The organism is Deinococcus marmoris DSM 12784 (assembly GCF_000701405.1).
In the GTDB taxonomy this organism is placed as follows: domain Bacteria; phylum Deinococcota; class Deinococci; order Deinococcales; family Deinococcaceae; genus Deinococcus; species Deinococcus marmoris.
Genome location: NZ_JNIV01000009.1, coordinates 13282 through 30342, shown reverse-complemented (window position 1 = coordinate 30342; position 17061 = coordinate 13282). Strand labels below are relative to the sequence as shown.

14 protein-coding genes are annotated in these 17061 nt (G+C 64.6%); 10 read left to right on the top strand and 4 right to left on the bottom strand.

What is annotated here, in order from left to right:
• Nucleotides 1-90: 90 nt before the first annotated feature.
• Entirely contained in the window at nucleotides 91-2268 is a 2178-nt protein-coding gene (locus Q319_RS0103260; RefSeq protein WP_342667880.1) for a HelD family protein, read from the top strand.
• 55 nt (nucleotides 2269-2323) lie between these two features.
• On the opposite strand, the gene Q319_RS0103255 is transcribed toward Q319_RS0103260, so the two are convergent.
• Both Q319_RS0103255 and Q319_RS25325 read right to left on the bottom strand, forming a co-directional pair.
• Entirely contained in the window at nucleotides 2324-2905 is a 582-nt protein-coding gene (locus Q319_RS0103255) for a hypothetical protein (protein WP_029480514.1), read from the bottom strand.
• Between the two features lie 117 nt (nucleotides 2906-3022).
• Nucleotides 3023-3601 (bottom strand): hypothetical protein, encoded by a 579-nt coding sequence (locus tag Q319_RS25325; RefSeq protein ID WP_156039149.1) that lies wholly within the window; start codon nucleotides 3599-3601, stop codon nucleotides 3023-3025.
• Nucleotides 3602-3756: 155 nt separating this feature from the next.
• Between Q319_RS25325 and pgm the strand changes: the two genes are divergently transcribed.
• From pgm to murJ, 3 genes are all read left to right on the top strand, one after another.
• Nucleotides 3757-5391, top strand: a complete 1635-nt coding sequence (gene pgm, locus Q319_RS0103245; RefSeq protein WP_029480511.1) for a phosphoglucomutase (alpha-D-glucose-1,6-bisphosphate-dependent) — start codon at nucleotides 3757-3759, stop codon at nucleotides 5389-5391.
• Between the two features lies 1 nt (nucleotide 5392).
• Nucleotides 5393-5854 (top strand): hypothetical protein, encoded by a 462-nt coding sequence (locus tag Q319_RS0103240; RefSeq protein WP_034413562.1) that lies wholly within the window; start codon nucleotides 5393-5395, stop codon nucleotides 5852-5854.
• 249 nt (nucleotides 5855-6103) lie between these two features.
• Nucleotides 6104-7705, top strand: a complete 1602-nt coding sequence (gene murJ, locus Q319_RS0103235; protein WP_425387975.1) for a murein biosynthesis integral membrane protein MurJ — start codon at nucleotides 6104-6106, stop codon at nucleotides 7703-7705.
• A 501-nt stretch (nucleotides 7706-8206) separates the two neighbouring features.
• Here murJ and Q319_RS0103230 read toward each other — a convergent pair.
• The gene (locus Q319_RS0103230; protein WP_029480506.1) at nucleotides 8207-8779 is read right to left on the bottom strand and encodes a YdcF family protein; all 573 of its coding nucleotides are present in this window, start codon (nucleotides 8777-8779) and stop codon (nucleotides 8207-8209) included.
• Nucleotides 8780-9043: 264 nt separating this feature from the next.
• On the opposite strand from Q319_RS0103230, the gene topA reads away from it, so the two are divergent.
• The 3 genes from topA to Q319_RS0103215 are packed head-to-tail and all read left to right on the top strand — an operon-like array spanning nucleotide 9044 to nucleotide 12777.
• A complete protein-coding gene (topA, locus tag Q319_RS0103225) occupies nucleotides 9044-11947 on the top strand; it encodes a type I DNA topoisomerase (protein ID WP_029480505.1) in 2904 nt (967 codons plus the stop codon).
• A 4-nt stretch (nucleotides 11948-11951) separates the two neighbouring features.
• Complete coding sequence (locus tag Q319_RS0103220; protein ID WP_029480504.1) at nucleotides 11952-12260, top strand: hypothetical protein; 309 nt, start codon at nucleotides 11952-11954, stop codon at nucleotides 12258-12260.
• A 10-nt stretch (nucleotides 12261-12270) separates the two neighbouring features.
• Nucleotides 12271-12777 (top strand): GNAT family N-acetyltransferase, encoded by a 507-nt coding sequence (locus Q319_RS0103215; RefSeq protein WP_029480502.1) that lies wholly within the window; start codon nucleotides 12271-12273, stop codon nucleotides 12775-12777.
• A 3-nt stretch (nucleotides 12778-12780) separates the two neighbouring features.
• On the opposite strand, the gene Q319_RS0103210 is transcribed toward Q319_RS0103215, so the two are convergent.
• On the bottom strand, nucleotides 12781-13338 hold the full coding sequence (locus Q319_RS0103210; protein WP_029480501.1) for an SRPBCC family protein: 558 nt from the start codon (nucleotides 13336-13338) through the stop codon (nucleotides 12781-12783).
• A gap of 104 nt (nucleotides 13339-13442) precedes the next feature.
• Between Q319_RS0103210 and Q319_RS0103205 the strand changes: the two genes are divergently transcribed.
• The 3 genes from Q319_RS0103205 to guaA all read left to right on the top strand — a co-directional run bounded on the left by Q319_RS0103205 (nucleotide 13443) and on the right by guaA (nucleotide 16787).
• On the top strand, nucleotides 13443-14195 hold the full coding sequence (locus Q319_RS0103205; protein ID WP_029480499.1) for an FAD-dependent oxidoreductase: 753 nt from the start codon (nucleotides 13443-13445) through the stop codon (nucleotides 14193-14195).
• Nucleotides 14192-15172, top strand: coding sequence for a tRNA (guanine(46)-N(7))-methyltransferase TrmB (trmB, locus tag Q319_RS0103200; protein ID WP_029480497.1), 981 nt, complete (start codon nucleotides 14192-14194; stop codon nucleotides 15170-15172). Before Q319_RS0103205 ends, trmB begins: the two co-directional genes overlap by 4 nt.
• Nucleotides 15173-15242: 70 nt before the next feature.
• On the top strand, nucleotides 15243-16787 hold the full coding sequence (guaA, locus tag Q319_RS0103195; protein ID WP_029480496.1) for a glutamine-hydrolyzing GMP synthase: 1545 nt from the start codon (nucleotides 15243-15245) through the stop codon (nucleotides 16785-16787).
• The last annotated feature ends 274 nt before the right edge of the window (nucleotides 16788-17061 follow it).

Genomic DNA, 17061 nt, shown 5'->3' with positions numbered 1-17061 from the left:
GAGCAACAAAATCCCCGAACAACCCACCCCCTTAAAGTCAATCCCAAGCATCCCTTTTCCCGCTGCCCAGACCCCGTATTCTGGGCGGCGATGTCTGCCCCTGCTTCTGCCCGCCCACCCATCCACGACAACCATCCAGACTTCCAACCCGAGACCACGCACTTGAAAGGCACGGTGGACGCCATGCTGCGCCAGATCGATTTCTGGGAGGACCGGGACCGCCAGATGGGCGCGGACCTGGAAACCAGCATCATCCTGGCCGACGAGGCGGGCGAACATGCCGCCATGCTGTCTCCGCATGTGCATCATCCGTACTTCGGCAGCCTGAAGGTGCGCGTGGGCGGGCGCGAGCAGACGCTGTACATCGGCAAGCACGGCTTTCGCGACGTGAAGGGGCCGCACAGCGTGGTGGGCTGGGACAGCGAGGTGGGCAGCCTGTTCTACTCCGATGCGCTGGGCTGGACACCGCGCCGGGGCGGTGAGGGCACCATCAAGCGGCGGCGGCAACTGGACATTGCGGCCAAAACGCTGCACCGCGTTACCGATCTGTACGACGACGAGGCCGGAGGCGACACCGGGGGCCGCGAGGAAGTGCTGCTGCGAAGGCTGGAAGAAGGCAGCACCGCCGGAATGCGCGACGTGGTGGAGACGCTCCAGCCCGAGCAGAACACCGCCATGCGTTACCCCGCCGGAACTCCGGTGATCATTCAGGGTGCGGCGGGTTCGGGCAAGACCACCATCGGCTTTCACCGTCTGGCCTGGATGACCAACGCCGAACGCGGGCCGCATCAGGCGCGGGCCGAGGCGTGCATGGTGCTGATGCCCAACCGCGTGCTGGCCACCTACGCCGCTCGAATCCTGCCCGAACTGGGCATCGGGGCCGTCAATGTGACCACGCCCGAAAGCTGGGCGATAGGGCTGCTGGGTCTGGAAAAGCTGGAGGTCACGGACCGCACTCTGACGCTGCTGCTGACCGATCACGACAACACCCGCCGCGCGCTGGCCTGGAGGCGGGCCAAGTTGCTGGGGGACGCCCGCATGCTGGACGTGATCCGCACCCATCTGTGGAACCGCTTTAACGCCTCCTTGCGCGGCCAGTCATTGCGGGAAGAGGTGGCCCTGAACAGACGTGATCCGCAAATCTTTGCCCTGAGCGATACCGACTTGCACGCCATCCTGCGGGACGTGTTCGCCGCCGATCCGCTGAGCGGCTACCGCGCGGGCTTTCGCCGGGCCGTGGAAGATCTGGCCATCTCGCACCTGAACGTCCCCGACGACGAGGAAGCCAGTGTGCTGCGCCAGCTCTCCGCGCCCATTACCGCGCTCCTGGGCCGCATCTTCGCCAGCACCACCCCCGTCACCGAGGCCCGCCGCCTGCTGGGCAGCCCTGAGGCATTGGCAGCCAGCGGCCTGTTGACTGAACGCGAGATTGCCCTGCTCGCCACCGATCCCCTGAGCGGCATTCCCACCCCCCGCCGCGCCCACGCCGACGCCACCGAGTTGCCGCTCATGCTGGCGGTGCAGGCGTTCACGGGGGGGATCGGGCGGCAGGTGGGGCGCGTTCTGGAACCCTTTGACCATGTGGTGCTGGACGAGGCGCAGGACTATTCGCCGCTGCTGTACGCGCTGCTGGGCCGTGCCACGCGGGCCGGACACCTGACCGCGCTGGGCGATCTGAATCAGGGCATGCACGGCTACAAGGGGCCAAGCAACTGGGAGGCGGTGCAGGCCGTGCTGCCCGGCGCGGAGGTGCTGACGCTGGGCCGCACCTACCGCAGTACCAAGCAGATCACCGAACTGGGCGCACGGATTGCCGCCACCTACAACCGCGCCGCGCAGGTGCAGGGCGTGGACCGCGACGGGGCCGAGGTCCAGCGCTACACCGGACCCGCAGATGCCCCGAACGGCGAACTCCCCTTGATCGCCCAGGCCGTCAAGGACGCGCAGGCCGCCGGACACGTCAACATCGCCATCGTGACCCGCCGCGCCGTGGACGCGGACCGACTGGCCGAAGCATTGCGCGACTTCGACACCGACGCCCAGCCGATCACCACGCAGGAACACCGTTTCCGGGGCGGGCTGGTCATCCTGCCGGTCAGTCTCGCCAAGGGGCTGGAATTTAGCGCGGCTATCGTGAGCAGCGCCAATGTGCAGACCTATGATGAAAGTACCGAGTACGAACGCCGGTTGCTGTACGTCAGCGCCAGCCGCGCCCTGCACTGGCTGGGGCTGGTCAGCGCAGGCGAGTTGCATCCGCTGATTGCCTGAGTATTGCAATGAAAAAGCCGCCCCGATATTGGGGCGGCTTGCAGATGGTGAAAGCTCAGTTCGAGAGGGGCTGAGCGCCGCCCGTATTGCAATTTGCGATGGGCAGGGCCTGCACGCTGGACACAGAATTGCTGACCGTTCCGTCGCCGCTCTGGGCCTGCACGGTCACGAAGGACGCCCCCTGAACCGAGATGGTGTTGACGGGTGTAACGACAATGGCTTGGGCGCTCAAGCCTCTGGGCTGAACACTCAGGGGCGCGGTGTTTGGCCCAACAACGAACTCAAAGGTGGAGGGATTGCCCGAAGGAACATTACCGAGAGCGTTGGAATAGATCGTCTTGGTCATTCCAGTATCCCGGCCTTCCAGTCGCGCCCCGAACTGGTTGATGGTGCCGTTGAACGTGACATCAACGCTCAGGCGGGTGTTCAGGTTGTTGCAGATGATCGGCGTTCCCTTGGAGTAGACAGTCCCACTTTTGGTATCCACAGCGTCATTTGCCAGCGTGTACTGACTGGTGTAGCTCAGGAGGCGCAGGTTGCTCACGGGCACGATGCCAGGATCAATGATGACTTCCACGCCGCCACAACTCGCCAGCACGCCCGTCAGTCCTACAGCCGCCATCAACAGTCTTTTCATGCTGCTCACTGTGGCCTATGAAGCTGATCCGAGCGTGACGCCTGCCTTCAGGAAAGCTGAGGACAGACCATAAAAAACGCCGGGGCACGAGGCTCCGGCGCACGACTGAAAGTCGGATCAGATATCTTCGCCCGTAACGCTCGTGACGGCACAGTCACGGTAAACATTGGTGCTGAGATTCAGGGCAATGATGGGAAAGTTGGCAGTTCCCGTCTTGACATCAATTCGTGGGTAGAAACTCCCGAGGAAGTTGCTTGCCGTGACCACTTTGACTTTCACGGCAGCAGGGGTCACGACGATGCTCTGAGGCAGCATTTCCCCCGCTGCTCCCGAATTGGCGTTGAACAGAACTTTGTAGTTTCCATTGCCGAGGTCTGCCAGTTGTTGCCCTGTCGCGGTGGTGGTGAAGTTGTCATCTCTGTCGCCATTGGTGTTGCCCTTGAGGCCAATCTTGATGGACTCAATAGTTCCGGCCAGCGTGAAACGCATTGCCACCTGGGTCTGCTGTGTGCGTCCTGGGTTGTTGGTCACATTGTTGCAGGCGATAAAACCACCTGTGGCTGAACCCTGGCGATATTCTGTGCGAACGCTGGTAATTCTACCCTCGGCGCTGCCGTCTGGCGCACTTCCGCTTCCGCAACTCGCCAGCATCCCGGTCAGTCCCACGCCCATAGCCGCCATCATCATTTTCTTCATGCTGCTCACTTTGCCCCATCCCACGCCAAATTGGGTGACCGTTACATTTATGAAACGTGAGCGCCGGGGCGGGCGACAGGCTTTTTGTCCAGCCTGGGCCTGACCTTTGCTCATGTTGCCCGGCTGCCGGGCCGTCCCCCGCTAAACTGCCCACTATGACCATCAGCGAACTGGCCGGAAAACCCGCTCCTCAGAGCCTGCTGACCAACATCCCCCGTCTGGTGGCGCACTATTATGAGACGCGCCCGGATGTCTCCGATCCCCTCCAGCGCGTGGCATTTGGCACCAGCGGCCACCGGGGAACCAGCCTGAACGGCACCTTCAACGAGGCGCACATTCTGGCGGTGGCGCAGGCGGTGGCCGAACACCGCGCAGCGGCGGGCATCAGCGGGCCGCTGTTCATGGGCCTGGATTCCCACGCCCTGTCCGAACCCGCGTGGATGAGTGCCCTGGAGGTGCTGACCGCCAACGGCGTGCGCGTGTGCGTGCAGCCCGGCGTGATGACCCCCACGCCCCTGATCAGCCACGCGATCTTGCAACACAACCGCGCGGGCCAGGGCGGAACGGCGGATGGCATCGTGATCACGCCCAGCCACAACCCCCCGCAGGACGGCGGTTTCAAGTACAACCCGCCCAGTGGCGGTCCCGCCGACACCGACGTGACCGGGGCGGTGCAGGCCCGCGCCAACGCCATTCTGGAAAATGAAATGCGCGACGTGAAACGCCTGTCCCTGGAAGACGCGATGGGCAAGCTGGAAGAATTCGACTTCATCACCCCCTACGTGCGCCAGCTCCCCGAGGTGATCGATCTGGACGCCATCCGCGAAAGCGGCGTGCATGTCGGTATCGATCCGCTGGGCGGGGCCAGTCTGCCCGTCTGGCAGGCGATCCTGGCCGAGTACAACCTGAATTTCGAGATCGTCAACAACACCGTCGATCCACGTTTCGCCTTCATGAGCGTCGATAAGGACGGCAAGATCCGCATGGACTGCTCCAGCCCCTACGCGATGGCCGGGCTGCTGCGTCTCAAAGACGATTTCGACGTGGCGGTGGGCAACGACCCGGATGCGGACAGGCACGGCATCGTGACCGCCGACGGCCTGATGAACCCCAATCACTATCTGGCGGTGATGATCGATTACCTGTTCCAGCACCGTCCCGGCTGGCGTGCCGAGGCAGGCGTGGGCAAAACACTGGTTTCGAGTGCGCTGATCGACCGTGTGGCCAATGGACTGGGCCGCAATCTGGTGGAAGTCCCAGTGGGCTTCAAATATTTTGTGGACGGCCTGCTGACGGGTGATCTAGGCTTTGGCGGCGAGGAATCCGCCGGGGCCAGCTTCCTGCGCCTGGACGGCAGCCCGTGGAGTACCGACAAGGATGGCCTGATCCCCGGTCTGCTGGCCGCCGAGATGACCGCCAAGACGGGCAAGACCCCCAGTCAGCGCTTTGCGGACCTGACCGAGAAATACGGCGCAACCGCCTATGACCGTCAGGATGCCCCCGCCACACCCGCGCAGAAGAAGATTCTGGGCAACCTGTCGCCCGAGGACGTGAAGGCGCAGACCCTGGGAGGCGATCCGATCACCGCCCGCCTGACCCGCGCCCCCGGCAACGACGCGCCCATCGGCGGCCTGAAGGTAACAACAGCCGAGGCATGGTTCGCCGCCCGGCCCAGCGGCACCGAGGACGTGTACAAAATTTATGCCGAGAGCTTCAAGGGCGCGGACCATCTGAAGCAGGTGATGGAGGAGGCCCGCGACGTGGTTTCCGAGGCGCTGGGGGGCAAGTAGGGTGGGGGAGAGTGCGCCGCACACCGTCATTACCCGTGAGGAACTGCGCGGCGTGGAATTCGACTGGTTCGCCGCCGATGCACGCGGGCATGTCGCGCAGTTCATGGCGGCGGGCGACGACGCCGGGGTGCCGGACGCGGCCCTGGCCTCCGAGGAATTGCTGGAGGCCCTGCACGTCTGGATCGACACCCGCCCCGAAACCGAGCCGCCCAACGCCCCCGCAGGTGGTTTCGACGAACACCTGACCCCGCCCCAGCGCCGGGGAGCCTTCGTGTATGACCGCGTGCCCGATGAGTCCAGCGTTTACCGTCTGGTGGCCGCGCCGCGCACGCCGTTTACCGTGAATGACCTACCCGAACATCTCCGCGTGTATCTGAAAGGACTGACGCTGGATGCGTCGTTCGGGGAGGCGCGGTTACGGGTGGGGGCGGATGGGACGGCGCGTGTAACGAAGGAGGTGTAGTCGTTACACGCGCACGATCACTCCGCTGGCCCTTTCCCCACGGAGAGGGCTTTTTCTGGCTCTTCGCCGGGCCAGAGAAAGGGGAGAGCAAGGACCTTTTCACGGGTGTTGCCCAGATGCCCTTCCAGTCTGTTTGAGGGGATGGTCTGCCCGGTGGCCTCACTTTCAGCGGGCGGCCAGAAGACCGCGTTGTGCCCCCGTCTGTCTGTTTCCTCACATCCCGCAGCCCAATCCACTACAGTTGACCGCGTGACCGTCCCGCCCGCCGCCCCTGATCCCCGTGAATCCAAGCAAGGCCCCGCGAACCCCGCCCCCGTTCCGCCCACGGGTGGCCCACGCAAATCTCTGCGCGCCAATACCCTGATCGTCATGGCGGGCACGCTGGGTTCGCGGCTGTCGGGCATCGTGCGCCAGCAGATCATCAACCTGTTCGGAGACACGCTGACCGACGCCTTTAACGTGGCGGTCAAGGTACCCAACCTGCTGCGCGAACTGCTGGCCGAGGGCGCGCTGGTCAACTCCTTTATCCCGGTCTACAAGTCGCTGGACACCGCCGAGCGCAGGAAGCTGGCGCAGACCTTCAGCGGCGTGCTGATCGCGGTCAACCTGATCCTGATGGCGGTGGGTATTCTGGCCGCGCCGTGGATCGTGGGCCTGCTGACGGCGGCGGATGCCAACATCGACCGCGCCGTGGCCGTGTACATGACGCAACTGGTCATGCCCTTTCTGATGCTGATCAGCCTGTCTGCCGTGGCGATGGGCCTGCTGAACGCCGACGAGCATTTCCGCGAGAGCAGTTTCGCCCCGGTGGCCTTCAACATTGCCAGCATCGTGGCGCTGCTGCTGCTGCCCAACACCGCCACCTGGCTGGCCTTCGGCTGGCTGATCGGCGGGGTGGCGCAACTGGTGGTGCAGTTGCCCTCGCTGAACCGTTTTGGCCTGCTGCCCACGCCCAGCCTGAAGCCCAATCCGGCGCTGTTGCGGGTGCTGCGGCAGATGGCCCCGTTCACCCTGACCGCCGGGGCGCGGCAGTTTCTGAACCTGTACGTGACCCGGCTGTTGACCAATGCCTCGCAGTTTCCGCAGGGCACACAAACGGGGTACGGCAACGCCGAGGCGCTGTTCACGATGGCGAACGGGCTGTTCGTGGTGTCCCCCGCGCTGGCGCTGTTTCCCCGTTTTTCCGAATACGCTGCCGCGCGCGACTGGCCTGCTTTCAAGGCGCTGACCGTGCAGGGCATCCGCACCACCACCTTTCTGGCCGCCCCGATCAGCGCCCTGCTGGTCACGCTGGCCCCCTACGCCGTCAGTCTGTTCAACCTGCGCGCCGACTACTCCCTGACCCGGTTCGAGGCAGGCAGCGGCATCCTGACCGGCTGGGCGCTGGCCCTCGTTCCCTGGGCCATCGTGACCCTGCTGCTGCGGACCTTCTACGCCCGCGAACGCACGATGGAAGCCGTGATCGTCAGCGCTGTGGGCTTTGTGCTGGAGGTAGGGCTGTACCGCCTGCTGGTGCCGCCGCTGGGCTTGCTGGGTTTCGGGGTCAGCACCGCCATTTCCGGCATTCTGATGGCCGGGGCGTTGGCCCTGCTGTACCGCCGTGCGCTGGGCTTCCCGGGCCGCGAGATCACGGCGCATCTGGCGCGGGTGCTGCCGCTGTCGGTGATCGCGGGTCTGGTGGCGTGGCTTGCCCTGCGCTTCGTCCCGTTCATTCCCGCTCCCGGTTCTATCGTCGCTGGCCTGATCGGCCTCATGGTGGCGGGCGGCGCAGGACTGGTTGCCTACCTGCTGGGCGCACTGGTGCTGAGAATGCCGGAGATGGGCGGTCTGGTCAGAAGGTTGAGGCGCTGAGGGGTCAAAACGAAAAATCGCCCCTCCGGGCGTCATCTTTACTGCGATATCTGTATAAAGGTGCAACTGGGGGGCGAGGGGCGTTACTTCAGGGCTGTCAGGACCGCCGCGAAACCGGTGAGCAGGGCAGCGATTGCTGTTAAGATCACAGCAACGTCACCCGCGCTCGGTTTACGTCGGCGTTTCGGTGTATCCTTACGATGTTTAGTCATAGGAATATCACCTCCTTTGAAGCGCCCGGAGTGCGAATCCGGGCGCTTCTTCACGCTCGGAGTTCATGGCCTGCTCGCTTTTCCCCAGTTGTCATGCACCCCGTCCCTTGCGGGACATCACCACTCTAACGCAAAGTGACGCGGATCACGCTTTATACGGACTCCGATTGAAAGGTGTTGGAAACACCTGGAAATCCGAACGGAGTGAGTGGGAGAAAAACGGGTTCCGGGCGTGGAGCGGAGGAATCGGCGCTGTCCCGATTTCTACGCGAAACAGACGGAATCCGTATCACAGCCGAATGCCGATCAGCGCGTAAGCCACCAGCGCCACCTTCTCGCGCAGCAGGTAACTGCGGCTGACGCCCTTGCTCAGCGGGCTGGCACTGACATCGGCTTCCATGCCCAGCGCGCGGGCCAGGGCCAGGGCGCGTGGCGCGTGGGCCTCGTCGGTGACCAGCGTGATGGGCGTGTGGGGCGGCAGCATGGTGCGGGCAAAGCGCAGGTTTTCGAGGGTGGTCCGGCTGCGTGCCTCGGCCAGCAGGGCAGAGGCCGGGACGCCGTATTTCTCCAGGTACGCCTGCCCCACCTCGCCCTCGCTGAAGGGATCGCCGGGGCGTCTGCCGCCCGTGACCACGATACGGGTCACGCCGCCGCCCTGATAAAGCGCCAGTGCGTGGTTCAGCCGCCGCTGAAAGGCCGGGCTGGGCCGTCCTGCGTACTGCGCCGCACCCAGCACGATCAGGGTGGGATGGGGGCGCTCGGTATTGGGCACACGCAGATTGGGCAGCGCCAGAAAACCCACCGCCAGCAGGGCCAGCACGGTCAGCGGAAGAAGAGAGAGGGTGGACCCCCTGGAGCGCATGGCGGGCAGCGTAGCATGAAGATATTCTTAAAGTGGCATGGCGGCCATGCAGATCGGTATTTCCCACCAGACCGTGGGCTGCTGACGCCGTGATCTGCGCCCACAACGGCCTGTCCGCCTTTTGCGCTCTACCTCCCGAAAGCTGTTTGGGGGCCGTGCTACCCTCGGGCCTGCCTTTCAAACGTCAGGTCACGCTGAGAGTGATTGACCTGACGTCTTCGCAAAGTGCGCCAGGAGTGTTGCCCCCTATGTCCAAGGCCCCCCATGTCTAAAACACTTGTTATTGTCGAATCCCCCGCCAAAGCCCGCACCATCGAGAAGTACCTGGGAAAAGGGTACGCGGTGGAGTCGTCGATCGGGCATATCCGTGACCTGCCCAAGAGTGCGGCGGACATTCCCGAGAAATACAAGGGGCTGGCCTGGGCGCGGCTGGGACTGGACATCGAGAACGACTTCCAGCCTCTCTATGTGGTGTCGCCGGAGAAACGCCAGCACGTCGCCAAGTTGCGGAAGATGGCCGCCGAGGCCGACGAGATCATCCTAGCGACAGACGATGACCGCGAGGGCGAGAGCATCGCGTGGCACCTGTTTCAGGAGCTGAAGCCCAAGGTGCCGGTCAAGCGCATGGTCTTTCACGAGATCACCAAGGAAGCCATTCAGGCCGCGATTGCCTCGCCGCGCCAGATCGACACCAATCTGGTGGAGGCGCAGGAAGCCCGCCGCGCGCTGGACCGGCTGTACGGCTACGAGGTCAGCCCGGTGCTGTGGAAGAAGGTGGCCCCCAAGCTGTCGGCGGGCCGTGTACAGAGCGTGGCCACCCGCATGCTGGTGGAGCGTGAGCGCGAGCGGATGCGTTTTATCAGTGCCCCGTGGTGGGACCTGCTGATCACCGGGCGCACGGCGGAGGACGCCACCTTTCCCGCCCGTCTAACGGATGTGGCCGCACAGAAACTGGCGGTGGGCAAGGACTTTGATCCATTGACGGGTAAGCTCAAGCCTGAGGCGAAAGTTCGCATGCTGTCCGAGGTGGAAGCGAAAGCACTGGCAGACGGTCTAACCGGGCAGCCGCTGACCGTGACCTCTGCCGAGGAAAAGCCGTTCACGCAAAAACCCTATCCACCTTTTATTACGTCCACCTTGCAGCAGGAGGGCAGCCGCAAACTGGGCTTCGCCGCCACCCGCACCATGCGTGCCGCCCAGCGGCTCTACGAGGGCGGATACATCACCTATATGCGGACCGACAGCACCAATCTCAGCGTCGAAGCTGTGACCGCTGCCCGCACGCAGGTGTCGCAGATGTACGGGCGGCCGTATCTCTCGCCGCAGCCGCGCGTGTACGCCAAGAAGGCCAAGAACGCCCAGGAAGCCCACGAGGCGATCCGGCCCGCTGGCAGCAGCTTCCGCACGCCGGATTCTCTGCGCGGTGAGCTGAGCGGCGACGAATGGCGTCTGTACGACCTGATCTGGAAGCGTACCGTGGCCTGCCAGATGGCCGATGCGCGGGGCCGCAGCCTGCGCGTGCGTCTGGGCGGCAAGGCGCGGGGCAGTTCAGGAGGGGCTGGCGAGGAAGTCGGCCTCAGCGCCTCTGGCCGCACCATCGACTTTCCCGGCTTCCTGCGCGCCTATGTGGAAGGTAGCGACGATCCCAGCGCGGCGCTGGAAGACCGTGAAACGCCGCTACCGCCACTGAAACAGGGTGAGCGTGTGACCGCCGAAACGGTGAAGCCCGAGGGCCACGAAACCCAGCCCCCCGCCCGCTATACCGAGGCCAGTCTGGTTCAGAACATGGAAGGCGCGGGCATTGGCCGCCCCAGCACGTATGCCAGCATCCTGGGCACCATTCAGGACCGGGGCTACGCCACCAAGAAGGGGCAGGCGCTGGTGCCGAGCTGGACAGCGTTCGCCACCTCTGCGCTGCTGGAACACCATTTCGGCAATCTGGTGGATTACGACTTCACCGCCAAGATGGAAGAGGATCTGGACGACATTGCCGGAGGCCGGGCCAAGCGCGTGCCATACCTGCAACGTTTCTATCTGGGCGTCAACGGCGAGGGCATGGCCCTGCGTCCCCTGATTGACCGCCAGATGGGCGAGATCGACGCACGCGGCATTGCCACCATCGCCGTTCCAAAGCTGGAGGGCAGCGGCATCGAGGTTCGCGTGGGCCGTTATGGCCCCTATATGCAGCGCGGCGAGGACAAGGCCAACCTGCCTGAAGGTCTCGCGCCCGACGAGCTGAACCTGGAAATGGCCGAGGACATCCTGAGTCGCCCCAGCGGAGACCGCCCCTTGGGCGTGGATGAAGCCAGCGGACATCCGGTGGTGGCCCGTGCCGGACGCTACGGGCCTTATGTCACGCTGGGTGCTGAGAATCCCCCGATTCGTACCGCCAGCCTGTTTCCCACCGATGATCTGGCCACGTTGACGCTACCGCGTGCCCTGAAACTCCTGAGCCTGCCCCGGCTCGTCGGCACCTCTGAGGGCGAGGAAGTCTGGGCGTTGAACGGCAAATACGGCCCATATCTGAAGCGTGCGAACGACAGCCGCAGCCTGACCACCCACGAGGAACTGTTCACGGTGACACTGGCCGAGGCCGAGGCGCTGTTCCAGCAACCGCGCTTTGGCAAGGGCCGCTCGCCCACGCCGCCGCTCAGCACCTATAAATACGAGGGCCGCGCCGATATCGTCCTCAAATCCGGGCGTTTCGGCCCCTACCTGACCGACGGTGAGCGCAATGCCACCCTCCGCAAGGGCGAATCCGAGGACAACCTGACCGCTGAACGCGCGCTGGAAATTCTGGAGGAGAGGGGCAAGGAACCCAAGGCGAAGGTGGGCAAGCCGAAGAAGGCGGCGGCGAAGACAGGGGCAGCGAGGAAAGCTCCTGCTAAAAAGACGGCCACCAAAGCACCTGCCTCGAAAACGGCGGCCAAGATGGCGGCCAAGAAAGTGCCCGCAAAAGCCCCGGCCAAGCCCACCTTTACCTGGGCGCAGCTCAAGCCGCACCTAAATGTCCTCTCGGCGCAGGAGCAGCAACTGGTCACCGCCACCCGCGAACTGGGCCGCAAGGTGGACGACGTGGCGGGCGAACTGGGCCTGGACGTCAAGAAGGCCAAGGGCATGGCCCTGCAAGCCAGCAAGAAACTGAATCAGGCGGCGCGCGGAGAGTAAGGAGATGGCCCGCGAAAGAGCTGCCGTGCCGCAGGCGTTGCACCTGACCCGACTCGCCCAGAGTTCGCCGGGGCAATGGGTGGGTCTGCCCGGAGGCGAACTGCGCGTGCTTAACCTGAGCGGCAAATTGACGGGCGAAGCCGTAACCGGCTGGCTGATCTGCCTGAGCGGCGAGGCGGTGGTTGATCTGCCCCAGAACAACTTTGTGCGGCTGCGCCCCGGCGAGGGCTACCGCATCACGGCCAATGAGTCTTGGACGGCCTTCGACACCAAAGAGGGAAGCGTGCTGCTGCTTTCAGTGGACGCTGGGTAAACTCCAGGGCATGATTCGCCGCGCCACCGCCGCCGACTTTGAACGCATTCACGAGATCATCAACGACGCCGCGCAGGCGTACCGTGACGCGATTCCCGCAGACCGCTGGCACGAGCCGTATATGCCCAGTGATGAACTGCATCAACAGATTGCCGATGGCGTGGAGTTTTCATGCTTTGAAGACGGCGGCCACGTCATTGGCGTCATGGGGATTCAGGACCGGGGAGACGTCAAACTGATCCGCCACGCCTACGTCGCCACCAGCGTGCGTGGCGGCGGCATCGGCTCCAGATTACTGCGGGAGCTGCTGGATTCCACCGACAGGCCCGTGCTGATCGGCACCTGGGCAGCGGCGACGTGGGCTATCAGCTTCTATCAGAAACACGGCTTTTCTGTCGTCCCGGAAGACGAGAAAGACCTCCTGCTCCGCACCTACTGGAACATTCCAGAGCGGCAGATAGAGACCTCGGTGGTGCTGGTGGACGCCCGGTATCGGGAGGGCCAACCTGCGTTCTGACGGCTATTTCTTTTTCTTGCCCTTGTTCGCTTTCGCCGCTTCCTTCGCGGCCTTGGCCTGCGCCCTCTGCTTTTCCTGCACCTCGCGGCCCATGTCTTCCATGAGCTGCGCGCCTTGGGCGTCCACGGTGCGCTGCAACTGCACCAGCGTGGTGATGACCATGTTGTTCAGTAGGCGCTCCACAGGGGTTCTGATCCACTTGTAGCGGATACGGCCATGAATGCTCAGCGTGACCTCGGTGCCGCCGGGCATAGGCTTGAACTGCCAGCTCTGCGTCAGTTTTTCCAGCGGCCCCACGTTGCGCACGCTTTCCCAGCCGCCGCGCTGGGGGGCCTGCAACTGGCCGTATTTGGCGGTGAACCCCAGCCCCAGCAGTTTGCGGGCGAATTTGAAGCGCACCAGGGCGTTGTTGATCAATCGGCCCTCACCGCCCTGGTACTCGGCTTTTGCCAGATTGGGATCCCACTTGACGCGGCGGCGCGGTTCCAGCGCCAGGCGGTAGAGGACGTCTGGGCGGGACCGGACCACGATGGTCTGCTTGATGCTGATGGACTCGGACATATGGGGGCCACTGTAGCGCGGGGCGGCGCGGGGGCGTAGAGACGGCGTTGGACATCGTCACCGCCTCTTTCGCCCGCATCCTGCTTGCTACACTCTGCCCAGTGATGTTTGGACCCCATACCCCCCGCAGCCAGCCGCAGCCGGGCCACCTGTACGACGTGGCCGTGGTGGGCGCGGGCCTGGCCGGAACCGAGCTGGCGTGGCGGCTGGCGCGTGCTGGCGCAGACGTGCTGCTGGTGTCTCAGGCGCTGGACCACCTGGGCAACCTGTACGCGCCGACGATTAACGATGCTGGTTTCCCCCCTGGCAGCGTCTTCGCCCTGATCCGTGACGGGATTGCCCCCGACACCGACGGCTGGACTTTCCACCGCCAGCTCAAGGCGGAGATCGAGGGAACATCCGGCATTCACCTGCTGCAAAGCACCGTGACCGAGCTGGACGAAACGGGCGATGAAGTCGTGCTGTCCACCTGGGAGGGGCCGAAGCTGCACGCCCGTCAGGCCGTGCTGGCGGTAGGCGCGTTCCTGAAAGGCCGTCTGCTGATCGGCGACAGCATGGAGGAGGCCGGGCGACTCTCGGAGGTGGCCTACGACTTCCTGGCCGACGATCTGGCCCGCTCCGGGGTCTTTCTGATCGGCTCGGAGGCCACGGCGGCGGCGGTGGAGGGTGCGCCGTCCTACGACGTGCGCTTCCTGACGCCCGCACCGGGGGAGCTGGACGGCTTTCAGCTCACCCGCTTTGACCGCGTGCGCGCCGTGGGCCGCGTGTTGCCCGGCGAGTGTTCCTACCGCAGCGTGCTGGAGGACGCGGCCCGTCTCTCGGATGAGTTGCTGGAACTGGGCGTGGTGGGCGCATGATTTACCCGTTGGGCGATTTCCACTTCCCCGACTCGGCCTCCCGCTTGTACCCGCAGACGCCGGATCGCCCCTGGGTGCTGGAAATCGGCTTCGGGGACGGGCGCTTCTGGCCGCACTACGCCGCCACATTCGAGACTGCCCCCAATTATCTGGGCGTGGAGTTGTCGGGCGTCTCGCTGCTCAAGGCCCAGCGCCGCCTCAAAAACGCGGGCCTGGACAACGCCATCCTGACCAAGCTGCCCGCCGACGTGCTGCTGCGCGAGGTGGTGCCGCATGGTGGACTGGACAGTATCGTCGTCAACTTTCCCGATCCCTGGCCGAAAGCCGGGCATCTGGACCACCGTTTGCTGCGCGTGCCTTTCTTTCAGCTCGCGGCCTCGCGCCTGAAACCTGGCGGCGCGGTGCTGCTGACCACCGATCACGACGAGTATTTCGACTTCGCGTGTCAGGCTGCGCGGGACAGCGGCGTGATGAACGTGGAACTGACCGAACCGCCGCCCGCCGCGCTGGAAACCAAGTACGCCCTCAAATGGCGTGATCTGGGCCTCAGTGCCCAGCACGCCCTCTTCACGCCCACCGCCCACCCGGTTGTCCCACACGGCGACATCCACCCCTACCCGGAGGACCCTGACCTCGTGCCACACGCCATCCTGACCCTGCCCGCAGACTTTATCCCCGCTGCCCCCGGCCAGCCCTTCGAGAAGCGCACGGCCCGCGCGAACGGCTGGACCGTTATCCTGCTGGATCTGTACGCCAGCCTGCGCCGGGACGGCTGGGTGGCGCTGGCGCATGTCGTGGAAGGGGAACTCACGCAGGAAGTGCTGATCGGCATTACCGGGCGCGAGGACGGCAGCCATCTGGTGCGCCTCGCCAAATTTGGCGGCCCGATCATCACGCCGGGGGTCAAGGCGGCGGTGGGCGCAGTCACGGACTGGCTGGAAGAAGCGGGTGGACGGGTGACCCACCGGGGGTACTGATCGCTGGCTCTCCGGCCAGAGGAAGAGAGTCCCCGCCAGACCCCGCCCCTTCGTGGCACAATCGGCCCCAATGAGCGTTGTCATTCTGGATTTCGGCAGTCAATTTACCCGCCTGATCGCGCGGCGGTTCCGCGAGCTGGGGGCCTACAGCGTGATTCTGCCCGGCTCGGCCTCGCTGGAGCGGATTCAGCAGGAAAGTCCGCAGGGCATCGTGCTGTCGGGTGGCCCCAGCAGCGTGTACGACGAGACCGCTCCCAGGCCCGCCCCCGGCGTGATGGAGTTGGACATCCCGATCCTGGGTGTGTGCTACGGCATGCAGTACCTCGCGCATGAGGCGGGCGGCGACGTGAAACGGGCGGGCAAGCGCGAGTACGGCAAGGCGGACCTGACCCGTTACGGCGGCCAATTGTTTGAGGGGATCAGCGGCGAATTTGTCGCCTGGATGAGCCACAGCGACAGCGTGACCCAGTTGCCGCAGGGCTATGAGGTCATTGCCGAAACGGCGGATACGCCCGTCGCCGCCATCGAAAATCCGCAGACCCGGCGCTACGGCTTGCAATTTCACCCGGAAGTGGTCCACACCCCCAAGGGCGGTCAGATTCTGGGCAATTTCCTGACCATCTGCGGTGTGGCGCGCGACTGGACGGCGGAACACATCATCGACGATCTGATCGCGGACGTGCAGAAGCAGGTACAGAGCGGGCGCGTGTTGCTGGCGATCAGCGGCGGTGTGGACAGTTCCACGCTGGGGCTGCTGCTGGCGCGGGCGGTGGGGGAGAGGCTGACCGCCGTATTCATTGACCACGGCCTGCTGCGCCTGGGGGAACGCGAACAGGTGGAGGCCGCGCTGATTCCCCTCGGCGTGCATCTGGTCACGGTGGACGCCCGAGCCGAGTTTATGGGCGCGCTGGAGGGCGTCTCGGACCCCGAGCAGAAGCGCAAGATCATCGGGCGCGAATTCATCCGGGCCTTCGAGCGCGAGGCGGCGATCCAGGCGAAGGAACACGGCCCGTTCGACTTTCTGGCCCAGGGCACCCTTTACCCGGACGTGATCGAGTCGGCGGGCGGACTGAGCGCCGACAAGTCCGGCGCGGCCAACATCAAGAGCCACCACAATGTGGGCGGCCTGCCCGAAGACCTGAATTTCAAGCTGGTGGAACCCTTCCGCACGCTCTTCAAGGACGAGGTGCGCCAGATTGCCAAGTTGCTGGGGCTGCCTGAACACATCCGCATGCGCCATCCCTTTCCGGGGCCGGGGCTGGCGATCCGCTGCCTGGGCGCAATTTCAGAGGAAAAGATGGACATCCTGCGCCGGGTGGACGACATCTTCATCTCGGGCCTGCGTGAATTCGGGCTGTACGACGGCTGTTCGCAGGCGCTGGCGATCCTGACCCCCATCAGAAGCGTGGGCGTGATGGGGGACGAGCGCACCTACAGCTACACGGCGGCGCTACGGGCCGTGACCACCGACGACTACATGACTGCCGAATGGGCGCGGCTGCCCTGGGAATTTCTGGCCACCATGAGCAACCGCATCGTCAATGGGGTCCATGAGATCAACCGCGTGGTCTACGACATCACCGGCAAGCCGCCCGCCACGATTGAGTGGGAATGACACGGCTTCCGATTGAAGGGCGCTAGGAAACACATGAATATCTGAAGGGAGCGAGAAAAACGTCCCTCCGGGCATGGAGCGTAGGAAGTAGCGCTGTTCCGGTTTTTGCCGCATTAAGAATGGTTCTACCTGTATGCCCTCATCTGCCCAGCAACAGGGGCCAGCCAGTTCCGACTGGTGCCCGAAGTGAGGCAAAGGGCGTGCCGATTCTTGACTGCCGCGTTTGCCGCCAACGCGGATGCTGGCCCGCATCATCATGTCCCTCCAGTGCAAG